The organism is Streptomyces avermitilis MA-4680 = NBRC 14893 (assembly GCF_000009765.2).
Taxonomy (GTDB): domain Bacteria; phylum Actinomycetota; class Actinomycetes; order Streptomycetales; family Streptomycetaceae; genus Streptomyces; species Streptomyces avermitilis.
On the sequence record NC_003155.5, the window covers coordinates 1,274,493 to 1,299,787 of the forward strand.

Sequence of the window (25,295 nt, forward strand, 5' to 3'; positions counted from 1 at the left end):
ACTCGACCAGTTCGACACCTGCGCTTTTCCGTCATGTTTCGCAGCAGGAGCACGAAAGCTACACAGAGACATCACTATGTGACGCGACGGATGCGTCGACGACCCGCGTCTGAGGGGGGCGAAGGCGTCACGCAAGGGGGTGCGTCCGCTCCTAGGGAGCAGTGCTCACCCTGCCCGGGGAGGGGACTTCACCGCATGAAGCGGACCATTCGCACGACCGCGCTCACAGTGGGCGCGCTCATAGCCTCGCTCGGCTTACCTGCCGGTGCGGCACACGCCGACGCCACCACGCCCCGCATCGATCTGCGGGTCCTGGTCGTGAGCGACGGCGGTCCGTCCACGGACGCCATCACAGCCGAGCTGGACGCGGCCGGCACCCCGTACACCGAAGTCGACCTGGAGCAGTCCGGGCGGCCCGTGATCGACGCCGGTTTCCTGGCGGACACGGTTGACGGCAGGCCGCGCGCCAAGTTCCAGGCCGTCGTCCTGCCCAACGACAACCCGTTCCCGGCGAACTCGGCCGAGATGGCGGCGCTGGCGTCCTACGAGCAGACGTACGCCATCCCGCAGGTCGACGCCTACACCTACGCGCGTCCGGAAGCCGGGCTCCAGTACCCCGTCCACGGCGGCTACTCCGGGACCGTCGACGGTGTGCAGGCGCAGGTCACGGCGGCCGGCAAGGCGGGGCCGTTCGGTTATCTCGACGCGGCCGTGCCGTTCGAGGACAACTCCCCGACCGTGGGCGAGAGTTACGCCTACCTCTCGACCCCTGCCGCCGGAGCGGACTTCACCCCGTACGTCGACGCGCCCATTCCCGGAAAGTCCACCCGGGGTTCGCTCGTGGGCGAGTACCGGCACGACGGGCGGCGCGAACTCGTCGTCACGTTCGTCTACAACCAGTACCAGCAGCAGTTCCGGCTGCTGGCGCGCGGCATCGTGGAGTGGATGACCGGGGGCGTACACCTCGGCGCCTCCCGCAACTACTTCGCCGTCCACGTCGACGACGTCTTCGCCGCCGACGACCGCTGGGACACCGAGCTCAACTGCACGCCCGGCGACATCGACTGCGCGCAGGGCGAAGGCGTCCCCAACCCGATCCGCATGACCCCGTCGGACGTCGACTACGCCACCGCGTGGGAGAGCAGACGCAACTTCACCCTCGACCTGGCCTTCAACGGCGTCGGCAGCGTGGAACAGCGCGAGGAGAACAACGGCGTCGACCAGCTCGCCGACAAGCTGATCGCGGACCGCGACCGCTTCCGCTGGCTCAACCACACCTACACGCACGCCTTCCTCGGCTGCCGGCAGGACACCAGCGTGGTGCCGTGGAAGTGCGCCACCAACACCGACGGCAGCACCGAGTGGGTCAGCCGCGCCGAGGTCTCCGCCGAGATCGCCAACAACCGCCTCTGGGCCCAGTCGGCCGGACTGCCCCTGGACAACGACGAGTTGGTGACCGGTGAACACTCCGGGCTGAAACTGTCTCCCCAGCAGCCCGAGGACAATCCCAATCTGGCACTCGCCCTCGCCGACAACGGCGTCGAGTGGCTCGGCTCGGACAACTCCCGCGAACCCGACCAGCGTCAGGTCGGTCCGGCCACCACCGTCTCCCGCTATCCGATGAACGTCTTCTACAACGCCGGGCGGGCGGCCGAGCAGGTCGACGAGTACAACTGGATCTACACCAGCCGCGCCCAGGGCGGCAGCGGCATCTGCGAGGACCACTCCGACACCTCCACCTGCCTGACGGCCCCGCTGGCCACCACCACGGGCTACGCCGACTACATCGTGCCGCTGGAGACCAGGATCGACCTCGGGCACGTGCTCGCCAACGACCCCAAGCCGCACTTCATCCACCAGTCGAACCTGGCCGAGGACCGCATCGCCTACCCGGTCCTCGACGGCGTCCTCGACGGGTACAACGACCTGTTCGCGGACAACACCCCCGTGGTGAACCTGCGGATGAAGGACATCGGAACCGAGTTGCAAAGACGCGCCGCCTGGAAGGCGGCGATCCAGGCCGGCCAGGTCACCGCCTACCGCATCGGCGACACGGTGACCGTCGAGGCGCCGGACGGGGTGGCGGCGACCGCGACCATGCCCACCGGCACGACCAACGGCAGCGCCGGCTTCGGCGACGCGTACGCGGGCGAGGTGTCGGGCTGGACCACGTCCGCCGGCCGGCCGCTCACCTTCACCCTGCCGTCGTCCGTCCCCTCACTGTCCGCCACCGTCGCCGGCCAGGACAAGGCGCCGGCGACGCGCACCACGCCGCACACCCGCGTCCCGGCCGGCGTGACCGAGCAGGTGCCGTACACCCCGGAGCACTGAACAGCGCACCGACCGAAGGTCCCGGCCGCACCATCCGCGGCCGGGACCGGCACGACCACCCCATACCTCGGCCGTGGAGCACATCGATGCACGTTCACCACGGCGCGCGACGCCCCGGCGCTACGCGCGTCACCCTGCTCACCGAAGGAACGTATCCGCACAGTCACGGCGGCGTGAGCGTCTGGTGCGACCAACTCGTCGGCGGCATGCCCGATATCGACTTCGACGTCATCGCCGTCACCGGCACCGGACGCGAACCGATCGTGTGGGACATTCCCGGACATGTCTCTCGGGTCGCGGCGGTCCCCATGTGGGGGCCCGCGCCCGAAGGCCGCGCGCCCCGTGGGCGCCGCCGGAACCGGCTCGCCAGCGCCTACGAGCAGTTCCTCACCGCCCTGCTCGACCCGTGTGCGGAGGACAGGTTCGGCACCGCCCTCTACGTGATGGCGCGGGCCGCGGCGGACGGGATGCTGAGTCCGTTCCTGCGCGGCGACCGGGCGATCAGCATCCTCACCGCCGTGTGGAACCGACCTGGGCTGGCCGTGCGCGAGGCCCGGCCGACCCTGCACGACGCCATCACCGCCACCGCCCTGCTGGAACACGCCCTGCGCCCGCTGGCCACGCCGCTGCCGCGGGACGGGGTGGCGCACGCGGTCAGCGGCGGTGTCGCCGCGCTGCCGGGACTGGCCGCGCTCGAACGGCACGGCGTCCCGCTGCTGGTGACCGAGCACGGCGTGTATCTGCGCGAGCGCTACCTCGGCTACCGCACCGCCCCCTACCGCTGGCCCGTGAAGGCCGTCGTCCTGGGCTTCTTCCGGCTGCTGGCCGAAGAGACCTACCTGCGGGCGGCACTGATCACACCGGGCAACCGCTACAACCGGCTGTGGGAGGAACAGGGCGGCGCGGACCCCGAGTCGATCCGCACCGTCTACAACGGCGTGGACCCCGCCGCGTTCCCGCCGGCCGGCCCCGAGCCGGACGCACCCACCCTCAGCTGGGCCGGCCGGGTCGACCCCATCAAGGACCTGGAGACCCTGATCCGCGCCTTCGCCCTCGTACGGTCCCAACTACCCGAGGCGCGGCTGCGGTTGTTCGGCGGCACACCGCGCGGCGGCGAGGCCTACCGGGAGCGGTGCGAGGCGTTGGCCGCCGAACTCGGTCATGCGGAAGCGGTCACGTTCGAGGGCCGCGTCGACGACATCAAGGACGCCTACGCCGCCGGCAACGTCGTGATGCTCTCCAGCATCAGCGAGGGTTTCCCCTTCACCCTGATCGAGGCCATGTCCTGCGGGCGGGCTACCGTCTCCACGGACGTGGGCGGCGTACGGGAGGCCGTGGGCGACACCGGTCTCGTCGTTCCGCCGCGCGATCCGGCCGCCATGGCCGCCGCCGCGCTGAAGCTGCTGGGTGATCCCGAGCGGCGCCGGTCGATGGGCGAGGCGGCACGGCTGCGGGTGATCGAGCAGTTCACGCTGCGGCAGACCGTCGACACCTTCCGCTCCATCTACCTGGAGCTGTCGGCGCCCGGCCGGACGACACGGCGCGACCCATGGACGCCCGACGCCGACGCCGGTCTCTCGACGACGGCCGGCCCCGCGGCCGCGAGAATGGGGAGCCTGGCCGGATGAGCGGACCGATGGCACTCGAACCCGGCGGCACGGAACAGGACACGCTGGCCCTCAGACTCGCCGAGGACCGCCCCCTCGCCCCGCGACCGCCGGACGACCACACCGTCGCCCTGCGCCTGCCGGGCCGCGGCACCGACTCCGACGCGGTCGACCGGCTCGCCGCCGAACTGGCCGACCGCATAGGGCCCGCCGTCCACTCCTACGAGGTGGCCGCGCTGCTGGAGTCGGAGGGACTGACGGCGGAGACGATCCAGGAGCGGTACGGGCACGCGAACCTGTTCGCGCTCGCCTCCACGCTGTACGCGCGCGTACCGCGTACCTACCCCGAGCCCCCGCGGCCGGCCGACCCATGGCGCCCGGACCATGTGCGATGCGCACTGCGGGGAGCGCTGTTCGCGCTGCCGGGACTCGCCTATCTGCTCACCGGGCGGCTGTGGCACGCCGAACGCGACACGTCCGTGCTGATCGTGGCCGGGCTCGTCTCCTGGGCCTGGGGCCAGGCGCTGGGACACCGGGCCTATCTGCGCATGACCACGGGACGGCGGGAAGCGGGCCGCACGCTCCTCAAAGGCGCACCCCTGGGTGCCGCGGCGGCCACGCTGGCCGGGGCGGTGTTCGCCGGGGCCGGCACGGTGGCCCTGATCGCGGCCGCGCAGTCGGTGTACCTCTCGGCGGCCGGCGTGCTGCTGGTGCTGGGCCGCGAGCGGCTGCTGCTGGCCGCGCTCACACCGGTGATCGCCGGTGCGGTGGTGCTGCCCTGGTGGGAACCGGGCCCCGTACTGCGGGCCGGGCTGCCGCTGCTAGCGCTCCTCGCCGCGACCGCCGCGGCCGGCTGGTCGCTGCGGGTCACCCTCGCGGCCTCCCCCGCCCCGGGCGCCACCCGGCCCGGGCTGCTGCGGTCGCTGCCGTACGGCCTGTTCGGCCTCGCCGCGGGGGTGCTGGTGCTGCTGGAGGGCCGCCGGCACCCGTACGCCGTGATCGTGCTGACCCTGAGCATGGGGCCGGCCGAGTGGCTGCTGTACCGCTACCGCGGGATGTCGGTGGCCGCACTACGGGCGACCGCGACACCGGCCGCCTTCCTGCTGCGTTCGGCCGGCGTCCTCGGCTTCTGCCTGCTCGCCTATCTCCTTCCGCTGCTCCCGGCGGCGCTGCTCACCGGTGCCGAGCCGGCCCCCTTGCTGCTGCTCGCGGCGACCCTGTGGACCGCGCTGCTGCTCCAGGCCTTCGGCGTGGCCTGGCCGCCGGCCGGGGTGTGCCTCGCGGCCGCCGGCGGGGCCGGGGCGATCACCTTGTTCCATCTCCCACCGGGCGCTGCCGCGCTGTCGCTGTGCTGCGGCGCGGCCGCCCTGTGTCTCACGGCGTGCGCGCTGCGGCTGCTCGGGCGGCCCGCCGCGCACGCCTGACCGCAAGGTCCGCATCCCGCACGCCACCGCACTCCGCTCGACACCGCACCGCGTCCGGCCGACCACCGGACGACACCGGCCCCCGACAGAACGACATCCGACGCCTTGACACCACGGACATCACACGTGCAACCGACCGGAAGGACCATGAGTTGACCCCCGCACCGCTCGCCGCCGTCACCGGAGCCGAGGGTTTCATCGGCTCGCACCTCACCGAGGCGCTGGTCGCCTCCGGGCACCGGGTGAGGGCCATGGCGCAATACAACTCCTTCTCCTCCTACGGCTGGCTGGAGACCCTGCCCGCGGACGTCCTCGACCACGTCGAGATCGTCCTCGGCGACGTCCGCGACCCCGGCTCGGTCCGCGGGCTCGTCGAAGGCGCCGACTGCGTCTACCACTTGGCCGCCCTCATCGCGATCCCGTACTCCTACCAGGCGCCGCACAGCTACGTGGACACCAACGTCACCGGCACGCTCAACGTGCTGGAGGCCGTACGGGCCCTCGGCACACCCCGCCTCGTGCACACCTCCACCAGCGAGACCTACGGCACCGCGCAGACCGTGCCGATCACCGAGGACCACCCCATCAACACCCAGTCCCCGTACGCCGCGTCCAAGGCGGGCGGGGACCGGCTCGCCGACAGCTATCACGCGAGCTTCGACACCCCGGTGGTGACGCTGCGCCCGTTCAACACCTTCGGCCCGCGCCAGTCGATGCGGGCGGTGATCCCCAGCGTCATCGGCCAGGTGGCGGCCGGCGCGCGCACCCTCACCCTCGGCGACCTGCGCCCCACCCGCGACTTCACCTATGTCAAGGACACCGCGCAGGCCTTCCTCGCGGTGGGCACCGCGCCCGCCGCGCAGGTGGTGGGCCGGACCTTCAACGCCGGCACCGGCGGCGAGATCTCGGTCGGTGACCTGGTCGGGGGCTTGATCGGGCAAGGGTGAATGGACGCCTCCCTCGACGTGGCGCGGAGGACGCGCAGCGCATCCGGCCCGCCAACTCCGAGGTGATGCGGCTGGTCGCCGACGCGAGCCGCCTGAACGCGGCGACCGGCTGGAGCCCGGCCCACGACCTGGAGCAGGGTCTCGCGCACACCGTGGAGTTCTTCCGCGACCCGGCCAACCTCGCCCGCTACAAGACCGGCATCTACAACATCTGACCCGTCCGGCACGTCCACGAAGGAGGAGCCCCATGCACGCAGTGATACTGGCGGGAGGCAAGGGCGTCCGGCTGCGGCCCTACACCACCGCGCTGCCCAAGCCGCTCGTGCCCATCGGCGACCAGCACGCCATCCTGGAGATCGTGCTGCGCCAACTCGCCGCGGCCGGCTTCACCGGCTGCACCATCGCCATCGGTCACCTGGGCGAGATCATCCGCGCCTACGTCGGTGACGGCTCCCAGTGGGGCATGGCCGTCGACTACGCCACCGAGGAGAGTCCCCTGGGCACCATGGGCCCGCTGCTCACCATGCGCGAGCGTCTGCCCGAGTCGTTCCTGGTGATGAACGGCGACATCCTCACCGACCTCGACTACGCCGACGTCCTCCGGCAGCACCGGGACTCGGGCGCACCGCTGACGATCGCCACGTACGCCCGCAAGGTACACATCGACTTCGGGGTCCTGACCACCCAGGCCGGCCGGGTCGTCGGGTTCACCGAGAAGCCGAGCATGGACTACCGCGTCTCCATGGGCGTGTACGGGCTGTCCCGGAAGACGCTCGACGGCTACACCCCCGGGCTGCCGCTCGGCTTCGACGAGCTGGTGCTGGATCTGCTCAAGACGCCGAACCTGCCGCACGCGTACGACTTCGACGGGTACTGGCTCGACATCGGCCGGCCCGACGACTACGACCGGGCCAACGCCGAGTTCACCACTCGCAAGTCGCTGTTGCTCAAGGGAGCCTGACCACCGCATGCGCATTCTCGTCCTGGGCTTCACCGGCTATCTGGGCCGTCACGTCGTCGAGCGGCTGCGCGCCCTGCCGGGCACACGGGTGCTCGGCGGCGGCCGCTCGGCGGGCGCGGAGTTCGGCATCGACCTCGCCACCGCTCGCCCGGACACGCTGGCGAAGGCCCTGGCGTCGGCCGCGCCCGACGCCGTGATCAACTGCGCGGGCGCGACCGGCGGGGACGCCGTGACCCTCGCCGAAGTCAACTCCCGTGGCCCCGCCGTCCTGTGCGCGGCGCTGCGGGAGGCGGCGCCCTCCGCGCGCCTCGTCCATCTGGGCTCGGCCGCCGAGTACGGCCCCGGCACCCGAGGCATCAGGGTGACCGAGTCGGCGGCCACCCGTCCCCTTACCCCGTACGGCGCCACCAAGCTCGCCGGCACGATCACGATCACCACCTCCGGCCTCGACGCGGTGGTACTGCGGGTGGGCAACCCCGTGGGGCCCGGTGCCCCGCTCACCGGGCTGCCCGGCCGGGTCGCCGGACTGCTGCTCGCGTCAGGCGGTGACCCGGACGCGGTGATCCGGCTGGGTGACCTGTCGGCCCACCGCGACTTCGTGGACGTACGCGACGTGGCGCGGGCCGCGGTGCTCGCGGCGACGGCACCGGCGCCGCTGCCGCGCGTCCTCAACATCGGCAGCGGGAGCGCCGTGCCGGTGCGCGACCTGGTCGCGGCGCTGACACACGTCGCGGGATTCCCGGGGAGGGTGGAGGAGAAGGGCGGCGGATCCGCACGTTCGGCAGAGGTCTCCTGGCAGTGTTCCGACATCGGCGCCGCCGGTGACACCCTCGGCTGGCGGCCGTCGTACACCCTCGACGCCTCCCTGGCCGCGCTGTGGGCGGCGGTCAGGGAGGGGCCGTCGCCCCGGCTGGACGGGGGCCGCGCGCCGTGAGCCTCCTGATCCCGCTGTACGTCCACCCGGCCGAGGACCCGGGCGCGTGGCACCGCCTGATCACGGCGGCCGACCGTACGTACGCCGTCGTGCTCAACCCGGCGAACGGACCGGGCACGAGCCCCGACCCGGCCTTCGCCGCGGCGGCCGGCGCGCTGCGGGCCGCGGGCGCCCGCCTGCTCGGTTACGTCGACACCAACTATGGCGCGCGTACGGCGGCCGAGGTCGCGGACGATGTCGTGCGGCACCGGGAGTGGTACGCGGCCGACGGCTGTTTCCTCGACCGGGTGACCTCCGCACCGGCCGAACTTCCCCTCTGCAAAAGGCTGGTGCAGACCGTACGGCGGCTCGGCGCCTCGCCGGTCGTGCTGAATCCGGGCGTCCATCCGGCGCCGGGATACGCCCGCCTCGCCGATCTGGTGGTCACCTTCGAAGGCCACTGGTCCACCTACGTGTCGGCGTTCAGCAGACCGGCATGGACCCTGCGGCACCCGCCGGAGCGGTTCTGCCACCTCGTCTATGGCGTGCCCGAGGCCCTCGTACCCCTCGCCGTGCGCACCGCACGCGAGCGCGGCGCGGCCGTGTGCGGACCGGTCACGGGCGAAATCCCCAACCCCTGGACGCGACTGACACCCGCCCTGGGCGAGACGGAGCAATGAGACATACGGGGTCGGAACGCGCGTGTGTGAGGCCCTGGGCAAGGCCCGAACCGGCGCCGGCCGGTTCGGGCCTCCGCCGTGCGCGGGCTAGGTGGGGGTTCCAGGGCTGTCGGGGCGGGCGGTGTGGTCGCGGTGGCCGTGCGTGCGGCGGGCTTCCTTCATCTCCGCCTCGTACAGGTGGTCGCGGCCTTCGGCCAGCTCGTTCAGCACGCTGCGTTCGAGAGCCTTGAACGGCTCGTAGTAGGTGTCGTTGTAGGACTCGATGATCTGGAACGTCCAGTGCCCCGGGATGACGTTGCGGCCCAGGATCTCCTTCTCGACCCGGTCGGCCGACCGGTGGTGGCCGGCTCTGCGCAGCAGTTCGACCGCGTGACCGAGTTCCAGATCCGCACCGCCGGTCAGCTGATGGAAGGAGTACAGGTGGCCGCGGGCCCGCTCGGTCGTCTCCAGCGCCTTGGACAGTGCGCCTAGGGCTTCCACTGTCTCGTCGCTGACACCCGCGGGACGCTGGTGGTCACGGTCCGGGCCGTCGTGATCGCTGTTCATGTTCACTTCAGTCCCCCGCGCCGCCGCGCGCATGCTGTTTTCGCGACGCTCAAGGCCCGGACGGCGGACGCGAGACATGGCGTCCGACTCGGTCGGCGCAGGGTGGCCGGCCGCGTCGTCGCCAGGCCGGTGACGGGCGCGTGCCGCATAATCGGCCCATGACAGTGCCCCATCCGGCAGAACGGTCCCGCCACGGGCGGGGCTGGTTCGAAAAGCTGGCCGAGGCGGCCTCCAATCTCACCAGTTCTCCGGTCTTCTACTGTTTCTGTCTGCTCCTGGTGTTCGCGTTCATCGTGGCGCACGCAGTCGGTCTCGAGCTGACGTGGCAGCTGCTGATCGGGGACATCATGACCGCCGTCAACCTGCTGCTGCTGGCCCTGCTGAAGAACTCCGAGCGACGCGCCGAGCATGCCATCCAGCACAAACTCGACAGCATCGCCGCCGCGCTGCTCGAACAGCGCGAGGGCCACAGTCGCCAGGCGCACGAAGAGCTCCGTAAAGCGATCGGCATCGAGGACGAATTCTGACCGCACCGCCGGGCCGGGCTGCGGTCCACGCGGACTGGCAGTGCCGCGCCCTGATCTACCCCTTGTCGGCGCGCGACCGCAGTATCCAGGGCAGCAGATACCAGCAGAACGCGAACCACAGCATCACGGCACCGGCCAGGATCTCGGCGAGTGAACTGGGCAGGACCGCGTGCAGGATGAGCAGGACGGTGCATCCGATGGTGAGCGCGAGCAGTACGATGCCGCCCATCATCAAGCGCCCGGCGGCCGCGACGAGTTCATCCTTCATCCGCTGGCCGGAGAGGAAACGGTGGATCGACACGGGCGCTATGAGCGCGCCGGTCGCAGCGGCCCCGAGGAGGACGGCCGCGACATAGACGCCCCGGTCGAACGTTCCCAGCTCCCGGAACAGCGGGGTGAAGGCGACACTGAGCAGGAAGCCGAACAGGATCTGCACCCCGGTCTGCGCGACACGGGTTTCCTGAAGGATCTCCTGCCACCGCCGGTTGACCCGCTCCTGCTCGGATTCGCCCTCGTCCGCACGTGTACCGGAGTCGCTCGCACGCCCCTCCTGAGAAGTGCGCGCCTCGTCGGACGACCGCTGTCTGCGCTCGATCAAACTCACGGATCTTCCTCCACAATGGGCCATGGCCGCTGCCCGTCCGGACCGGCACGACAATCTTCGCCTCACACACGTGCCCGCATTCGGGCCCGTCAGACGGGGTTGCGCAGGGCCTCGCCGGCGAAAGACCGGATGACCCACGGAGCCGGACGCCGGGCTATGCGCTCCCCCACCGCGCCACCCGTCGCAGCACAGCGCTACGCCCTCCGTCCGGTACCGTCCACAGCGTCTGACCGCGCACGCCCCAACGCTCCAACAGGGCGTTCGCGGCGAGGAAACCGCTGGTCGCGGCGCGTTCCATCAGCGCTACGGGCAGGCCGGTGCGCACCAGGTCACCGGCCACCACCAGTCCCGGTTCAGGGGTGCGTACGGTCGGTCGGTCGTGGTATCCGCCGACGGGGAACAGCGGGCAGTCGGCCCGCCATTCGTGCCGCTCGTCGACGACCGTCGCCGCCCGCGTCTCCGGGTACACCCGGCACAGCTGTTCGAGCATGCGCTTCTGCTCCACCTCGCGGACCGCGTCCTCCGGCAGCGCGTACGCGTGGAGCTCCACCACGGATCCGCCGGTACGAGCCGACCAGCGGGCGGCCTCGCCCTCCCAGCGCTCCAGCACACTGACGTTGTCCAGGGTCCCGTATCCGCTGGTGCCCAGGAAACCGGGCCGGTCCCGGGCGACGGGCCGGTCGAGCCACAGGCGCGACACCAGGAACGGCGGAGCGTTGCGCAGCCGCGCCATCCGCTCGCGCCACGGGGCGTCGGCCAGGGTCGGGGAGCGGCCGGCCAGGGACCGCAGGCCCCCCGCGTCCAGGGCCAGCACGACCGTGTCATGACGCCCCGTCTCCTCCGGCGTGGCGACGGCGAACCCGCCGTCCCTCGTGGGGGCGACGCTCTCGACCGACGTCGAGGTGCGCACCTCGACGCGGTGCCGCAGCAGATAGCCGGCGAGGGGGTCCCACAGGGCGGTCGGGAACGGTTCGTCCGGCACGTCGAAGAGCAGTCCTTCGGAGGAACCCAGGAAGTAGATGTGGAACATCAGCGCCATCTCGGCCGCGGACAGCTCCCTGGGGTCCGCGAAGAAGCTGCGGGAGAACACCTCGAACGCCAGATGGTGCGCGGCCTCGGGGAAACGGATCGACCGCAGGAAGTCGTGGGCGCTGACGGCGTCCAGACGCGTGTACACATCGGGGACGCTGACGTCGAGCAGGGGCAGCGCCGCCACCGGGTTCATGCGGATCAGGTCCCGAAGGCCGAACGTGGGGCTGAGCGCGACGAATCCGAGCGCGCTCCACGGCGGGGTACGCGGGACCCGGCGGAAGCTGTCGTGCAGCCCGGCACTGTGCCGGAGCGGATAGTCGGGCAGAGCCGTCAGGCGCTCCAGCCGCGGATCGGTCCGGCGCAGCAGCCCGCGCAGGTTGTAGTACTGGCGGAAGAAGGCATGGAAACCGCGGCTCATCGTCACCGTGGAGCCGTCCCGAAGGCCGACCGGCCGGCCGGAGAGGCGGCCGCCGAGGTCCGGCTGTCGTTCGTAGAGGGTGACGCGTACTCCCCGTTCGGCCAACGCGGTCGCGGCCGCCAGTCCGGCGATGCCGCCGCCCACGACGGCGGTCGTGGGGGGTCGTGCTCCGTTGAACCGCGTCGCCCCGGGACGAGGGGGCAGCATCCGGGCGCGCCGGTCCCTGCCGCGACGTGCGGCGGCCGGCCGCCGGGAGAGGGTCATCGGCCGGTTGCCGTGTCGGTGCCCGCGCGCCTGCCGACGACGGTGTGGGTGATGCCCGTCTGCCACCCCGGCAGCGGCAGCACCCGTACGCAGTCGAACCCGGCCGCCCGGACGCGGCCGGCGAACTCGTCCGCCGTGTCGAACTCGACGACGCTGCGCCACAGGTGGCGGTACAGCCGTCCGTCGCCGAGGGCCGTGGCCACGGGCAGCACGATGCCTCCGCATACGACCGTCCACACCGTTCGGTCCCTGGCGCGACCGCTGAGCGTGTAGTCGTGGACCGCCAGCCGTCCCTGCGGTGCCAGCACGTCGTGCACCGCGGTGAGGACGCTGTCGGGGGCGGCCGCGTTGCGGAAGAGGTAGGCGGCGAACACCGCGTCGAACGGTCCCTCGACCCCCGCCTCGGTCAGGCGTTCCGCCGGGGCGTGCACAAAGGTCACGCGGTCCGGCCAGGGCTTGGCGGCCGCCCGTTCCAGCATGCCGGCGGAGGCGTCCACCGCGGTGATCTCGGCGCCCGGCAGGACCGCGGCGAGTGCGGCGGTCGAGGCACCCGTACCGCAGCCGAGATCGAGCACGCGCGTTCCGCTCCCGCCGTGCGGCAGACCGAGGCGTCGGGCGGAGCGCCGAAGGTGGGCGTGGTAGCCGGGATTGGCCGCCACCAGAGTGTCGTAGCTGCGGGCGGCGCGGTCGAACGCGGCGGCCAGATCCGCGTCGCGAAGCAGGGTCATACGGTCTCCTCCGGCGGGCGTGCGGGCCGTGTCCGCGTCTCGGTCACGGCCCGGGAAAGGGACGGCGGGGCAGGTACGGCAGCTCCGCGGCGGAGCGGAGCATCGGGAGTACGGGGGTGTGCACCCCGATGGAGAGGTCCTCGTGGAGGTGCGTGCAGCCGTCGAGGAAGCGCAGCAGCCGCTCCATGGGCACCCGTGAGAAGAGCCGCGCGAAGAAGGCCGCACCGCCGATCCGGCCGCTGTCCAGGGCGCGCAGCAGCACGGCGTCCATGGCGCGGGAGCGGGCGGAATGGGCCGGCGGCGGCAGCGGGCGGCGGCCGCGGCACAGGGCGGCCGCGACGGCGCGCGTCTGGCGCTGCACGGCGGCGAAGGTGTATCCCGTCGACGGGCGTGTCGCACCTCCCGCGGCGCCGATCCGGAAGACCGACGCCGCGGTCTGCCGGGCGAACGGCGCGTCGGTCATGGGAATCACGCCCGTCTCGGTCGAGACGATCTCCAGGCCCGGCAGGTGGAGGATGTCTCGCGTGTAGTGCCGCAGGGCCGCCTCGTAGGCGGACCGCGGCAGGACGGCGGGCGAGAACTCCGTGTACTCCACCAGCGCCTGCCGGCGGCCGGTGGGCAGCACGTATCCGAACGACAGTCCTCGCGGGGGCTGGGGTGTGCGGAAGTCCATGAGCTCCACGGTGCCGGGGTCGAAGACCGGCAGATCGGAGCGGACGAACCAGCCGTGGAAATGCTGCAACAGCGTGGTGCGGGCCGCCGGGAGGCTGCCGAGCGGGCGCGAGTCGAAGACCCAGCGGGCACGCACCGGCAGCGGGCGCCCGGCGGCGGTGTACGCATACACCTCGGCACCCCCGGGCACGCCCTCCACCGCTTCGACCGTCGCCTCGACGCGCTGGACGCCCCCGCTCAGCGCGAGGTCGTGCGCCATCAGAGCCTCGAAGTCGTCCGACCGGATCATCTTGTACCGCAGCGGCGTGATGTCGCCCTCGATCGGCCGCCCGCCGGGGGCGCGGACCCGCAGGCGCTGCCATGACGCGGTGACAGCGGCGTCGTACCGGCCGGGGCCCCGCTCCCAGAAGCACCACGTGCGCCTCGGCGGCCTCAGGGGGCCCGGCGGGGCCTCCAGCAGGACCACCGAGATGCGGGGCGCCCCGCGGACAGGGCATGCCAGGCGGTGGGCCAGGGACAGTCCCGCGGCTCCCGCGCCCACGATCGCGACGTCCGCCTCCAGCACGGCGTTCCCTCCTTCCGCGCGAGCCCATGCGCCTTGTCGGAAGCATTCCGCTTCGTGGGCCGGTCCGGATGCAGGGCGCGCGGTCCTGTCGGCCGTGCGGCTGACTCCGGCGGCCGAACGACCCGGCCGGCCCGGTGCGGCGGCGCCGCCCACCACCCCGTCGGCGCCGCCCACCATCCCGTCGGCGCCGCCCACCACCCCGTCCCGGCCGTCTCAGCGCTCCGCATTCCCTCCAATGGCGCATCCGTGTGCGCCGCCGACGCGGAATGCGTTCAGACAAGGCCAGCTCCGATCACGACGAGAGGAACCGGGATGCGCCGCAGCAAGGCGACCGATCACCAGGCGGCCGGTCCGTCACCGGGCCCGCGCGACGCGTTCCGGCCGGCCTCCGTCGACGAGGACGTACCGGCCGCCGTGGGCCGACTTCTCGACCGCTTCCTGGCGGAGCGCGTGGCGCGGGCGGCGGCCCTCGACCCGGTGTTCGCCCACGACATCGCCGAGCGCGTGGCGCGGTTCACCCTGGACGGCGGCAAGCGCACCCGGTCCCAGTTCGTGTGGTGGGCGCACCGGGCGTGCGGCGGACCGGCCGCCGGGGCGGAGGCGGCCCTGCGGGTCGGTGCCGCCCTCGAACTCATCCAGACGTGCGCGCTGGTGCACGACGACGTGATGGACGGCTCCCGGCTGCGCCGCGGCCGGCCCGCGCTGCACACGGACGTGAGTGCCCAGTACGCCGACGCCGTCCTGCCCGCCCCGGGCACACGCTTCGGTGAGGCGGCCGCGATCCTCGCCGGAGACCTGGCTCTCGCCTGGGCGGACGACGTGGTGGCGGACACCGACCTGGCACCGGACCCGGGGCGCAGGGTGCGCGAGGTGTGGAGCTGCCTGCGGATGGAAATGGTGGCCGGGCAGTACCTGGACATCCAGGGCCAGGCGACCTCGTCGCATTCCGAGGCCCGCGCGATGCGCGCCGCCTGCCTCAAGAGCGCGCTGTACTCCGTGCAGCGGCCGCTCGAACTCGGTGCCGCCCTCGCCGGGGCGGACACCGCCACGACTCAGGCGTTGTGCTCGGCGGGCCGGTGCGTCGGCTTGGCCTTCCAGCTCCGCGACGACCTCCACGACGTCTTCGAGGAACCCCGGCGCACCGGCAAGCCGTCGGGCGGTGACATCCGGGCGGGCAAACCCACCTACCTCGTCGCCGTGGCGCGGGCCCGGGCCGAAGCGGCCGGCGACCGCGGCGCCCTCGCCGTACTGCGGCGCTCGCTCGGTTGCGCCGATCTGTCCGACGCGGACCTCGCCCGGGTGCGGGACGTCCTGGTCACCACCGGCGCGCGTGACACGGTCGAGGCCGAGATCGACCGGCTGGTGGCCCAGGGCCTGCGCCACATGGGCGCCGCCTCACTCGCCCCCGAGGGACGACGCCATCTGGACGCACTGCTCCGTTCAGCGGCCGGTGCGCCCTCGGTCCGCCGGCAGGCCCCTGACGCGTCCCGCTCCGAGAACGGGATGCCCGTATCGCTGCTGCTCACCGCCACGGCCGAGGGGGCCTCCCGATGAACAGGACACTGCGCGGGCGCACCGACCACGTCGTGGTCGTCGGTGCCGGACTCGCCGGGCTTTCCGCCGCTCTGCACCTTCTCGGTGCCGGTCGCCGGGTCACCGTCGTCGAACGCGATCTCCTGCCCGGAGGCCGCGCCGGACGTCTGGTGCGCGGCGGCTACCTCATCGACACCGGTCCCACGGTGCTGACCATGCCCGACCTCGCCGACGAGGCCTTCGCGGCGGTCGGCGACAGCCTGCGCGACCGTGTCGACCTGATCCCGCTGCACCCTGCCTACCGGGCCCGCTTCGCCGACGGCAGCACCCTCGACGTGCACACCGGCGCCGAGGCGATGGAAGCGGAGATCGAACGCTTCGCCGGAGCACGTGAGGCGGCCGGCTACCGACAGCTGCGCGACTGGCTCGAGCGGCTGTACCGGGCGCAGATGCGGCGCTTCATCGACTCCAACTTCGACTCCCCCCTCCAGTTGCTGACCCCCGATCTGGCGCGTCTGGCGGCGCTCGGCGGATTCGGCCGACTGGACGCGCGCATCGGCCGCCATCTGCGGGACGAGCGCCTGCGACGCGTCTTCTCCTTCCAGGCCCTGTACGCGGGCGTACCGCCGGCCCGGGCCCTCGCCGCCTACGCCGTCATCGCCTACATGGACACCGTGGCCGGTGTGTACTTTCCCCGGGGTGGCATGCACGCCCTGCCGCGGGCCATGGCGGACGCCGCCGCGCAGGCGGGTGCCGAACTGCGCTTCGGACAGGACGTCACCCGGCTGGAGCGGGCCGGTGACCGCATCACCGCCGTCGTGACGGCGTACGACCGGATTCCGTGCGACGCCGTCGTCCTCACCCCCGATCTGCCCGTCACCTACCGCCTGCTCGGCCGTGCGCCGCGACGCCCGTTGCGGATCAGGAACTCGCCGTCCGCCGTGGTCCTGCACGCGGGCACCGACCGGACCTGGCCCGGGCTCGCCCACCACACGCTCTCCTTCGGCGCGGCGTGGGGCCGCACGTTCGACGAACTCACCCGCACCGGGGGCCTGATGAGCGATCCGTCCCTGCTCATCACGCGTCCCACCGCCACCGACCCGGGCCTCGCGCCGCCCGGCCGCCATCTCCACTACATCCTCGCCCCCTGTCCGAACACGGACATCGGGCCGAGCGCCGCCGCATGGGGCGACCTGGCGCCGCGCTACCGGGACAGCCTCCTGACGGAACTGGAGGCCCGAGGTCTCGACGGCATCGGATCCGCCGTCGAAGAGGAGTGCCTGGTCACACCGGCCGACTGGGCGGCCCAGGGACACGCCGCGGGCACGCCCTTCTCGGCGGCCCACACCTTCGCGCAGACCGGCCCGTTCCGTCCGCGCAACCTGGTACGCGGGACCGCGAACGCCGTGCTCGCCGGCTGCGGCACCACGCCTGGTGTCGGCGTGCCGACCGTGCTGCTGTCCGGCAAGCTGGCCGCAGCCCGTGTCACCGGTGGCACGAGGCGCACACCCCGCCGTATGCCCGCCTCCCGCACCGCGAGCGGAAGGACGCTTTCATGACCGACCGCGAACTCGATGCGGCGGGCATCACCGACCCGTCGCTGCGCAAGGCCTACACGCACTGCCGCCGGCTCAACGCGCGGCACGGCAAGACGTACTTCCTCGCCACCAGACTGCTGCCGGTCGAACGCCGGCCCGCCGTGCACGCCCTCTACGGATTCGCACGCTGGGCCGACGACATCGTCGACTCCCTGGACACCACCGTCGGCCCCGCTGTGCGCTCGGCGGCGCTCGGCCGCCTCCAGGAGAGCCTGCGGACGGGACTGCGTGAGGGACACAGCACCGAGCCGGTGGTCCTGGCGCTCGCCGAGACGGCCCGGCGGTACGCGATCGACCACCAGCACTTCAGTGACTTCATGACGGCCATGCGCAGCGACCTGGAGGTCACCGGCTACGAGACCTACGCCGACCTGCGCGGCTACATGCACGGTTCGGCCGCGGTGATCGGGCTGCAGATGCTGCCGGTGCTCGGGACCGTGGTCCCGCGTGAGGAGGCCGCACCCCACGCGGCGGCCCTGGGAGTGGCGTTCCAGCTGACCAACTTCCTGCGGGACGTGGGCGAGGACCTGGACCGCGGCCGCGTCTATCTGCCCGCCGACCTGTTGCGCGCCCACGGCGTCGACCGGGACCTGCTGCGCTGGAGCAGGGACACCGGCCGCCGGGACCGCCGTATCACCCGTGCGCTCAAGGCCGTTGAGGGCCTGACCCGCGGTGTGTACCGCGAGGCGGCGCCGGGGCTTGCGATGCTCGACCCGGTGGCGCGCCCGTGCATCCGGACGGCGTTCGTGCTGTACGGCGGGATCCTGGACGCCATCGCCGACGACGGGTACGCGGTCGTCCACCGCCGTGCCGTGGTGCCGCGCCGGCGCCGTGCCGCGGTGGCGCTGGACGGTCTCGTACGCCTGGGCGTGGCCCGTCTGGGATCCCGCGCCGACGCGCGGCTGCCCACCCTGCCCGATCCGTGGCGGCTTCCCGCCCTGGTGCCGAGGTCCTCGCCCCGGCCGGCACATGAGGAGGTCGCATGACCCCTGACCGCACCGACCGTCCTGCCCGGCGCCGACGCTACCCGCTCTCGTTGCGCAGGCATCCGATTCGCTGGGAGGACCAGCGTCCGACCTGGCGCGACGCGCGGCCCGCCGTGATCGCGGAGGCGCTGAAGCGGGCGCAGGCACGACCATCGGGCAACTGGTACGTCGTCGGCGCCACCCGTGATGTGCGGGAGGACCGCCCTCTGGCGCGCACCGTGGCCGGCCTTGAGGTCGTCGTCTGGCGGGACGGCGAAGGGCGGCTGGTCGCCGGGCCAGGTGTCTGCCCCCATCTCGGTGCACCGCTGCGGGACAGCCCCGTGCGCTGCGGCACGCTCATGTGTCGCTGGCACGGACTCGCCCTGAGCGGCACGCCGTTCGCGGGCTGGGAACCGCTGCCCGTGCACGACGACGGCGTGCTGGTGTGGGTACGGCTGGACGAGGTCGGCGGTGAGCGACCGCTCGAGGCCCCGGTGGTACCGGCCAGGCCTGCCCTGTCGGGTGCCGTGTCGGCCGTCTACGTCGGCGTCGGAATCTGCGAACCCGAGGATGTCGTCGCCAACCGCCTGGACCCCTGGCACGGCGCATGGTTCCACCCGTACTCCTTCGTCGACCTCACCGTCGTCACGCCCGGGGAAACCGTCGCACCTGAGGAAGGAGAAACGGAGGGTGTAGAGACGGGGGGTGACGAGGCGGAGGGCGCCGAGACGGAGGACGGATTTACCGTCGACGTGTCTTTCAAGATCGCTGGACGGCTGGTCGTCCCGGTGCGGGCCGTCTTCACCGCTCCGGAGCCCCGCACGGTCGTGATGCGCATCGCGGAGGGGGAGGGGCGGGGCTCCGTCGTCGAGACCCATGCCACCCCGCTCGGCCCTGACGACCGGGGCAGGCCGCGCACGGCCGTGGTCGAGGCCGTGCTGGCGTCGTCCGACCGCCGCGGGTTCGCCGTGGCGCGCGCGATGGCCCCGGTGCTGCGGCCACTCATGCGCGCTGCCGCCGGACGCCTGTGGCGCGACGACCTGGCGTACGCGGAGCGGCGCCGGCACCTGCGCTCCACGGGCCGCTTCCCCGGCTGAACGACAGGCCTGCGGTGAGCCGACGGCCCACACGATGCCGCACGCTCACGGGGGCGGCGGGGTGGCGTACCTGGCACAGGCGGCGGTGCCTCAGGCCTTCGGACCGGAGCACGGAACGAGTTCCGCCGGATATGGGCGGGGGAGCCATTCCGATGACCGGACCCCCGCGCCATGTCGGCTGCGGGGGCCCGGTCCACTCGTCCGGCTCAACCGGTGCGGCTCACAGCCCGCTCGACCGAGATCCGTTCTGGTCGGTCACGTCGGTGACCGACCACCGTTGGTTGGATCCGGAGTTCGGCGTCCATGTCGTGACGGCGGCTCCGTCGGTGGTGGCCTGGCCGCCGACCTCGAGGAGCCTGCCGGTGGCGGCGTTGACGAGGGTCCAGGTGCCGTCGCCGGTGGTCGACATGATCCACTGGGTGGCCTTGTCACGGTGGCCGCGGTCCGCCTCCAGCACCGGCGCGCCGTCACGAACGGCCAGGCGCTTTCCTGCCGCGGGGTTGGTGAACACGTACCGCTGCCGGTTCCCGGTGTCGCCGCTGATCTGACGCACCTGCCACTGCTGCCCGGTCCCGGCCGCATCCGTACCCGCGGTCCTGATGACGAGCTGGGTGCCGTCGTCCGCGACGGTGAGGGCCTTGCCGCTCTGGACGCCGGTCAGCTGGTAGGTGTGCCCCTTGCACAGGAGCGCGGCGTCCTTCGCGACGCCGGACACTCCCTTGACGAGGAAGGACGTCACGGACTGGGCGGGTACGGTGACCGCGGCCCGGCTGCCGGTGACCTCGACGGGGGCCTGTCGTTCGAGCTTGCCTGCGGCGCTGGTGACCACGGGAGTCACGGTCGCGTCGCGGGTGATGTGGCCGAACTTGGACAGGTCGATCGTGACGGTGCGGGCGCTGGTGGTCTTGTTGACGTGGACGACCGTCGCCGCGTTGCCCTTCGTGGAGACCGCGGCGGCGCTGGAGGTGTCGTCGGTCCTGATCAGTCGGTCGCCCGGCTTGATGTAGTGGGTGAAGTTGCGGGCGGTGTCGAACTTCGTGTTCGTGTGGACGGGGCAGGTGGCCAGGGTGTCCGCGGAGGTGCAGCTGAACGGGAGCTGGATGCTGCCCCAGTTGCCGCCCTTGGCGGACTCACCGCCGGGCTTCATGTTGTCGTAGTCCTCGACCGGCTGCCAGAACACCCAGGCCTTGGGCTCGAGTTCGCGCAGGTCGTCGACCATCTGCTGGGCAAGCCCGAGGCCGGGCCGCATGTCCGTGAAGCTCTGGCCGTCGCCCCAGTCGCCCTCGACCTCGCTCATCCACAGCGGCTTGTCCGCCGCCTTGGCCAGGTCGCGCACGCTGGTCCGGCCGCCGGTGCCGTAAGTGTGGACGTTCATCTGGCCGACGAGATCGCGCACGTCCTGGGGGTAGGAGTTCCAGTTCTGCGCGAAGAGGTTCGGGTTGGTCTCGTCCATCGCGGAGATCTTCGTGCCGGTCTTCGCCTTCTTCAGGGCGGGGGCCAGCGCGCGGATCACCTTCTGCTGGAGCTCCGGGCCGATGTGAGCCCCTTCCTGACGGCCGCCGACGGGCCGGCCGTCGGATCCCAGGCGCGTACCCCAATAGCCCGTGTTGGGTTCGTTGAACGGGTCGAGGGTGTCGACCTTGATGCCGTGCGCCTTCTCCAGCCGCTTGGTCGCGCCTGCCAGATAGGCGGCGAAGTCGTCGACGGAGTCGGCCTTGAGCTGGTCTTCGCTGGAGTTGAAGCCGCCCGACACATAGCCGCTGGCGGTCATGAACCAGGGCGGGGAGTTGCTGAACGTCTCCCAGTGGTCGATGTCGTTCTTGATCCGGTCCACCCACCACCGCTGGGTCGCGTCGGCGTTGGGGTTCCAGTCGGCGGCGTCGTCGGCGCTCCACCAGTCGGTGTCCTCACGGGTGGTGCCCGCCGGGGCGTTCCACCAGCCCTCGACCGCTCCGCCGGCCCGGAGGTAGTCCTTGACGTCGGGGGCGTTGCCGCCGCCGATGTTGTAGCGGGCGATGTTCAGGGCGAGGCCGTCGTCGTCGAAGAGGAGCTCGGCCAGCTTCTCGCGTATCTCCGCGGGATAGTCGCCGGTGGCGTTGGCGAACCAGACCAGGCTGGTGCCCCAGCCCTCGAATCTGTCCGCTCGGTACGAGGGGTCGGGCTGGACCGTGACGGCAGCGGTCGCCGCTGCCGCCGGGGTCTGCGCGTTCGTCGGTGGAGCGGTGACCAGGGCTGCCCCGGTGGCCAGGGCGGTGACGCCGATGGTTCCCAGAAGCCGTCGTGTGCGGGTACGGCGTGCCAACGTATGCTCCCCACTCATCTGTGGTCGCTTCGGTGGACCGTCGTGGCCTGAGCGCCAGGACGGATGGCCTTCGAACAGGTGCGGTGCCCTTCGAGGGCGGTCAGCGGGTGGGCTGCCGCAGAACGGCGACATCCCGGGGGGACAGCACCACGGTGCCGTCGTCCTCTGCCCGGCCGATCAGGAGTTCCCCGGCGAGTCCGGTCAGCGGCACCGTCCCGTCGGTCCGGTTGACCAGGAACAGATAGCGGCTGCCGGCGCCGCGGCGCACGATCAGTTCGACGTCTCCCCCTACGCCGTCGGGCAGTTCACTGCCGACCGCGGCAGGGCCGAGCAGCTTCGGCAGCAGTGCGGTGAGGCCGTCCGGTCCCAGCCGGGTGGACACATACGCGGCCGAACCCCGGCCCACCGCACGGCGGGTGACGGCGGGGTGGCCGGCGTACGTACCGGTGCGGTACCGGGCCAGGACCTCCACCTCGGGGTCGGTGACGGTGATCCGGTCGGTCCACAGGGTGCCCGTGGCGGCGTCGTCCAGTGCGACCGTGTCGCCGTCGAGCAGCGGGCCGAACTCCTCGACGCGGATGCCGAGCAGATCGCGCAGGGCTCCGGGGTATCCGCCCAGCCAGATGTGGTCGTTCTCGTCCACGACACCGGAGAAGTACGTGGTGACCAGGTGCCCGCCGTTCTCGGCATAGCGGGTGAGTTCCTTGGCCAGTGCCGCGGGGACCACGTGCAGCACCGGCGTGATCAGGAGCTGGTACCGGTCGAGGTCGGCCTGCGGGGTGACGACGTCGGCCCGGATGCCGAGGGCGAGGAGGGCGGAGTACCAGTCGAGCGCCTCCCGGCGGTAGTCGAGCAGGGAGGTGGGGTGGGAGTCCTGCTCACTCGCCCACCAGGACTCCCAGTCGAAGACGATCCCGACCCGCGCCGGTTCACGCTCGGTCCCGGCGACCGGGGCCAGCGTCCGAAGGGTGCCGCCGAGGGCGGTCACCGCGCGGAAGACCTCGCTGTCGGGTCCGGCGTGCGGCACCATCGCCGAGTGGTACTTCTCGGCGCCTGCCGCCGACTGGCGCCACTGGAAGAAGCACACGGCGTCGGCGCCGTGCGCGACGTGCAGCAGGGAGTCGCGGGCCAGGTCGCCGGGCCGTTTGGCCAGGTTGACGGGCTGCCAGTTGACGGCGCTGGTGGAGTGCTCCATGAGGAACCACGGGCGTCCGCCGGCTATGCCGCTGACGAGGTTGGCGGAGAAGGACAGCTCGTCCCGGTCCTGAGGCCCGGGCGAGACGTAGTGGTCGTTGGAGACGAAGTCGATCTCCTGGGCCCAGTCGGCGTAGTTCATGCCCTTGGTGCGGCCCATCACCATGAAGTTGGTGGTGACCGGAACCTCGGGCGTGATCTCGCGCAGCAGGTCCCGCTCCGCGCGCAGGTACGCCTTCAGCGCGTCGGAGGAGAAGCGCTTGAAGTCCAGCTGCTGCGTGGGGTTCGGGTGGGAGGCGGCCAGCCGGGGCGGCAGGATCTGGTCCCAGTCGCTGTAGTACTGGGACCAGAACGCGGTTCCCCAGGCGTGGTTGAGGGCGTCGAGCGTGGTGTAGCGGGCGCGCAGCCAGTCGCGGAAGGCACGGGCGGCGTCGTCGGAGTAGTCGTAGATGTTGTGGCAGCCCAGCTCGTTGGAGACGTGCCATGCCACCAGCGCGGGATGGTCCGCGTACCGCTCCGCCAGCTTCCGCACCAGGCGCAGGGCGTGCGTGCGGAAGACGGGGGACGTGGGACGCCAGTGCTGCCGCGCCCCCGGCCACACCGTCTCGCCGGAGGCGGTCACCGGGAGGATCTCCGGGTGTGCCGTGGCGAGCCAGGGCGGCGGGGACGCGGTCGCCGTGGCCAGGTCGACCCCGATGCCGCCCGCGTGCAGCAGGTCCATGACGTCGTCGAGCCAGGCGAAGTCCCACTGGCCCTGGGCCGGCTGGATGCGGGCCCAGGAGAAGATCCCCACCGAGACGATGTTGACGCCGGCCTCGCGCATCAGCCGGATGTCTTCCTCCCACACCTCGCGCGGCCACTGCTCGGGGTTGTAGTCGGCGCCGTACGCGAGGCGTGGCGTGCGGTCACCGTCCGGCCCGTTCAGCTGGGACAGGAGGGTGGAGATCATCGTGGTCCTTCCGGTGTGTCACAAGGGGGCGGCGTGGGGGGCTTGCCTCGACTACTCGACGGTGAAGCCCTGTTCCTTGCCGTACTTGACGGAGGCGTCCTGCCAGGACTTCAGGGCGTCGGCCAGCTTGGTCTTCGAGATGTACGCCTTGCCGACGGTGTCGTTGAAGATCGAGTTGGCGTACTGCTGGAAGGGCAGGTACGACCAGTCGTCGGCGACGTTGGCGGCCGAGTCGGCGAAGATCTTGTTGGCTTCCTGCCCACCGAAGTAGTCGAACTTGGTGTTCTGGAACTCGGTGGACTGGAGTTCCGCGGTGGTCGCGGGGAAGGCGCCCTGCTTGATGCGGGTCTGCACACCGTCGCCGGCGTTCGCGTACTCGACGAAGGCGTAGGCGAGTTCCTTGTTCTTGGCCAGCTCGGGCACGGTGAGGGAGCTGCCGCCGTTCTCCGCGCTCGCCTTGTCGCCCTTGGTCCAGGCCGGCAGGGGGGCGGCTCGCCAGTCGCCAGAGGCTTTCGGCACGCCGGTGACGAAGTTGGCGGGCATCCAGGCGCCGCTGGGCAGGGTGGCGATGGTGCCGTCGCCCAGGCCCTTGTACCAGTCGTCGGTCCAGCCGTAGATGGGTGCGACGAGCTTCTCGTCGATGAGCTTCTGCCAGGTGTCGGTGTACTTCTTGGCGCCCGCGTCGGCGAAGTCGATCTTCACCTTGGTGCCGTCGACCTGGTAGGGACGCGAACCGGCCTGCCACAGCATGCTGGTGGTCAGGCCCGCGTCGCCGGCGTCGGCGGCGATGTAGACCTTGGGATCGGCCTTGTGCAGCTTGCGGGCCGCCTCGACGTACTCGTCCCAGGTGGTCGGCACCGCGACCTTGTACTTGTCGAAGACTTTCTTGTTGTAGAACAGCGCCATGGGGCCGGAGTCCATGGGCAGGCCGTAGACCTTGTCACCCTCGCTCACGGCGTTCCACGGGCCGGGGGTGTACTTGGCCTTGAGCTTGTCCGCGCCGAAGGGGGTCAGGTCGGTGAGGCCCTTGGTGAGCGCGTACTGCCCCAGCGCGAAGTACTCGACCTGCGCGATGTCGGGAACGCCCTTCTCGGCCGAGATGGCGTTCGACAGCGCGGTGTAGTGCTTGTCGCCGGACCGCTCGCCGACGAGGTTGATCTTGACCTTGGGGTACTTCTTCTCGAAGTCGGCGGCGACCGTCTTGAGCGTGGGCTCCCAGGCCCAGACCGTGACCGTGCCGCCCTTCTTCAGGGCCGCCTGGATGTCCCCGGCGGAGACCGGCTTCTGGTCGGCGCTGTCGTCGTCGGAGCCGCCACAGGCGGTCGCCCCGAGGGCGAGGACGGAGAGGACGGCGAGGCCGCGCATCAGGCGGCGGGTCGTTCTGCGCATGGAGATGCTTCCACTTCTTCGTGGGTGGGACGGGGCGAGGGTGAGGGAG

Annotated in this window: 19 protein-coding genes and 1 pseudogene; 12 read left to right on the plus strand and 8 right to left on the minus strand. The window is 71.9% G+C overall.

Features of this window, described 5'->3' with window-relative positions; translation table 11 throughout:
- Window positions 1-195 precede the first annotated feature (195 nt).
- The 7 genes and pseudogenes from SAVERM_RS05535 (at window position 196) to SAVERM_RS05565 (ending at window position 8,863) form a co-directional block, all read left to right on the plus strand.
- Window positions 196-2,331: a hypothetical protein gene (locus SAVERM_RS05535; protein ID WP_010982446.1), complete on the plus strand. Its 2,136-nt coding sequence runs from the start codon at window positions 196-198 to the stop codon at window positions 2,329-2,331.
- Window positions 2,332-2,417: 86 nt separating this feature from the next.
- Window positions 2,418-3,959 (plus strand): GT4 family glycosyltransferase PelF, encoded by a 1,542-nt coding sequence (gene pelF / locus SAVERM_RS05540; protein ID WP_010982447.1) that lies wholly within the window; start codon window positions 2,418-2,420, stop codon window positions 3,957-3,959.
- Window positions 3,956-5,362 carry a hypothetical protein gene (locus tag SAVERM_RS05545; protein ID WP_010982448.1) on the plus strand — a complete coding sequence of 469 codons (1,407 nt, stop codon included), beginning with the start codon at window positions 3,956-3,958 and terminating at the stop codon, window positions 5,360-5,362. The genes pelF and SAVERM_RS05545 overlap by 4 nt, the downstream gene beginning before the upstream one ends.
- 152 nt (window positions 5,363-5,514) lie before the next feature.
- Window positions 5,515-6,524 (plus strand): annotated as a pseudogene (locus tag SAVERM_RS05550) (SDR family NAD(P)-dependent oxidoreductase).
- Between the two features lie 32 nt (window positions 6,525-6,556).
- On the plus strand, window positions 6,557-7,270 hold the full coding sequence (locus tag SAVERM_RS05555) for a nucleotidyltransferase family protein (RefSeq protein WP_010982451.1): 714 nt from the start codon (window positions 6,557-6,559) through the stop codon (window positions 7,268-7,270).
- Between the two features lie 7 nt (window positions 7,271-7,277).
- A complete protein-coding gene (locus SAVERM_RS05560; protein ID WP_010982452.1) occupies window positions 7,278-8,204 on the plus strand; it encodes an NAD-dependent epimerase/dehydratase family protein in 927 nt (308 codons plus the stop codon).
- Window positions 8,201-8,863 (plus strand): spherulation-specific family 4 protein, encoded by a 663-nt coding sequence (locus tag SAVERM_RS05565; protein WP_010982453.1) that lies wholly within the window; start codon window positions 8,201-8,203, stop codon window positions 8,861-8,863. Before SAVERM_RS05560 ends, SAVERM_RS05565 begins: the two co-directional genes overlap by 4 nt.
- 87 nt (window positions 8,864-8,950) lie before the next feature.
- Here SAVERM_RS05565 and SAVERM_RS05570 read toward each other — a convergent pair whose 3' ends face one another.
- Entirely contained in the window at window positions 8,951-9,409 is a 459-nt protein-coding gene (locus SAVERM_RS05570) for a hypothetical protein (protein ID WP_010982454.1), read from the minus strand.
- Window positions 9,410-9,567: 158 nt separating this feature from the next.
- Between SAVERM_RS05570 and SAVERM_RS05575 the strand changes: the two genes are divergently transcribed.
- Window positions 9,568-9,936 (plus strand): low affinity iron permease family protein, encoded by a 369-nt coding sequence (locus SAVERM_RS05575; protein ID WP_037650287.1) that lies wholly within the window; start codon window positions 9,568-9,570, stop codon window positions 9,934-9,936.
- Between the two features lie 55 nt (window positions 9,937-9,991).
- On the opposite strand, the gene SAVERM_RS05580 is transcribed toward SAVERM_RS05575, so the two are convergent.
- From SAVERM_RS05580 to SAVERM_RS05595, 4 genes are all read right to left on the minus strand, one after another.
- The gene (locus tag SAVERM_RS05580; protein WP_010982456.1) at window positions 9,992-10,540 is read right to left on the minus strand and encodes a DUF6328 family protein; all 549 of its coding nucleotides are present in this window, start codon (window positions 10,538-10,540) and stop codon (window positions 9,992-9,994) included.
- 154 nt (window positions 10,541-10,694) lie between these two features.
- Window positions 10,695-12,254: an FAD-dependent oxidoreductase gene (locus SAVERM_RS05585; RefSeq protein ID WP_078936690.1), complete on the minus strand. Its 1,560-nt coding sequence runs from the start codon at window positions 12,252-12,254 to the stop codon at window positions 10,695-10,697.
- Window positions 12,251-12,982, minus strand: coding sequence for a methyltransferase domain-containing protein (locus SAVERM_RS05590; RefSeq protein WP_010982458.1), 732 nt, complete (start codon window positions 12,980-12,982; stop codon window positions 12,251-12,253). The genes SAVERM_RS05585 and SAVERM_RS05590 overlap by 4 nt, the downstream gene beginning before the upstream one ends.
- 43 nt (window positions 12,983-13,025) lie before the next feature.
- Window positions 13,026-14,219, minus strand: coding sequence for a lycopene cyclase family protein (locus tag SAVERM_RS05595; protein WP_010982459.1), 1,194 nt, complete (start codon window positions 14,217-14,219; stop codon window positions 13,026-13,028).
- A gap of 312 nt (window positions 14,220-14,531) precedes the next feature.
- Here SAVERM_RS05595 and SAVERM_RS05600 point away from each other — a divergent pair, with 312 nt between their 5' ends.
- Genes SAVERM_RS05600 through SAVERM_RS05615 form a run of 4 tightly spaced genes read left to right on the plus strand, consistent with a single transcriptional unit; the run spans window position 14,532 to window position 19,412 of the window.
- Complete coding sequence (locus SAVERM_RS05600) at window positions 14,532-15,773, plus strand: polyprenyl synthetase family protein (RefSeq protein WP_010982460.1); 1,242 nt, start codon at window positions 14,532-14,534, stop codon at window positions 15,771-15,773.
- Complete coding sequence (locus SAVERM_RS05605) at window positions 15,770-17,311, plus strand: phytoene desaturase (RefSeq protein WP_010982461.1); 1,542 nt, start codon at window positions 15,770-15,772, stop codon at window positions 17,309-17,311. Before SAVERM_RS05600 ends, SAVERM_RS05605 begins: the two co-directional genes overlap by 4 nt.
- Entirely contained in the window at window positions 17,308-18,336 is a 1,029-nt protein-coding gene (locus SAVERM_RS05610) for a phytoene/squalene synthase family protein (protein WP_010982462.1), read from the plus strand. Before SAVERM_RS05605 ends, SAVERM_RS05610 begins: the two co-directional genes overlap by 4 nt.
- On the plus strand, window positions 18,333-19,412 hold the full coding sequence (locus SAVERM_RS05615) for a Rieske (2Fe-2S) protein (protein ID WP_010982463.1): 1,080 nt from the start codon (window positions 18,333-18,335) through the stop codon (window positions 19,410-19,412). Before SAVERM_RS05610 ends, SAVERM_RS05615 begins: the two co-directional genes overlap by 4 nt.
- Window positions 19,413-19,632: 220 nt before the next feature.
- Here SAVERM_RS05615 and SAVERM_RS05620 read toward each other — a convergent pair whose 3' ends face one another.
- The 3 genes from SAVERM_RS05620 to SAVERM_RS05630 all read right to left on the minus strand — a co-directional run bounded on the left by SAVERM_RS05620 (window position 19,633) and on the right by SAVERM_RS05630 (window position 25,246).
- Window positions 19,633-21,714: an RICIN domain-containing protein gene (locus SAVERM_RS05620; protein ID WP_037650281.1), complete on the minus strand. Its 2,082-nt coding sequence runs from the start codon at window positions 21,712-21,714 to the stop codon at window positions 19,633-19,635.
- A 100-nt stretch (window positions 21,715-21,814) separates the two neighbouring features.
- Window positions 21,815-23,857: a beta-galactosidase gene (locus SAVERM_RS05625; protein ID WP_010982465.1), complete on the minus strand. Its 2,043-nt coding sequence runs from the start codon at window positions 23,855-23,857 to the stop codon at window positions 21,815-21,817.
- 51 nt (window positions 23,858-23,908) lie between these two features.
- On the minus strand, window positions 23,909-25,246 hold the full coding sequence (locus tag SAVERM_RS05630; protein ID WP_010982466.1) for an ABC transporter substrate-binding protein: 1,338 nt from the start codon (window positions 25,244-25,246) through the stop codon (window positions 23,909-23,911).
- Between the last annotated feature and the right edge of the window lie 49 nt (window positions 25,247-25,295).

Coding starts and splice junctions, on each gene's coding strand:
- SAVERM_RS05535 (WP_010982446.1), top strand. CDS start 196: ATGAAGCGGACCATTCGCACGACCGCGCTCACAGTGGGCGCGCTCATA.
- pelF (WP_010982447.1), top strand. CDS start 2,418: ATGCACGTTCACCACGGCGCGCGACGCCCCGGCGCTACGCGCGTCACC.
- SAVERM_RS05545 (WP_010982448.1), top strand. CDS start 3,956: ATGAGCGGACCGATGGCACTCGAACCCGGCGGCACGGAACAGGACACG.
- SAVERM_RS05555 (WP_010982451.1), top strand. CDS start 6,557: ATGCACGCAGTGATACTGGCGGGAGGCAAGGGCGTCCGGCTGCGGCCC.
- SAVERM_RS05560 (WP_010982452.1), top strand. CDS start 7,278: ATGCGCATTCTCGTCCTGGGCTTCACCGGCTATCTGGGCCGTCACGTC.
- SAVERM_RS05570 (WP_010982454.1), bottom strand. CDS start 9,409: ATGAACAGCGATCACGACGGCCCGGACCGTGACCACCAGCGTCCCGCG.
- SAVERM_RS05575 (WP_037650287.1), top strand. CDS start 9,568: ATGACAGTGCCCCATCCGGCAGAACGGTCCCGCCACGGGCGGGGCTGG.
- SAVERM_RS05585 (WP_078936690.1), bottom strand. CDS start 12,254: ATGACCCTCTCCCGGCGGCCGGCCGCCGCACGTCGCGGCAGGGACCGG.
- SAVERM_RS05590 (WP_010982458.1), bottom strand. CDS start 12,982: ATGACCCTGCTTCGCGACGCGGATCTGGCCGCCGCGTTCGACCGCGCC.
- SAVERM_RS05600 (WP_010982460.1), top strand. CDS start 14,532: ATGCGCCGCAGCAAGGCGACCGATCACCAGGCGGCCGGTCCGTCACCG.
- SAVERM_RS05605 (WP_010982461.1), top strand. CDS start 15,770: ATGAACAGGACACTGCGCGGGCGCACCGACCACGTCGTGGTCGTCGGT.
- SAVERM_RS05610 (WP_010982462.1), top strand. CDS start 17,308: ATGACCGACCGCGAACTCGATGCGGCGGGCATCACCGACCCGTCGCTG.
- SAVERM_RS05615 (WP_010982463.1), top strand. CDS start 18,333: ATGACCCCTGACCGCACCGACCGTCCTGCCCGGCGCCGACGCTACCCG.
- SAVERM_RS05625 (WP_010982465.1), bottom strand. CDS start 23,857: ATGATCTCCACCCTCCTGTCCCAGCTGAACGGGCCGGACGGTGACCGC.
- SAVERM_RS05630 (WP_010982466.1), bottom strand. CDS start 25,246: ATGCGCAGAACGACCCGCCGCCTGATGCGCGGCCTCGCCGTCCTCTCC.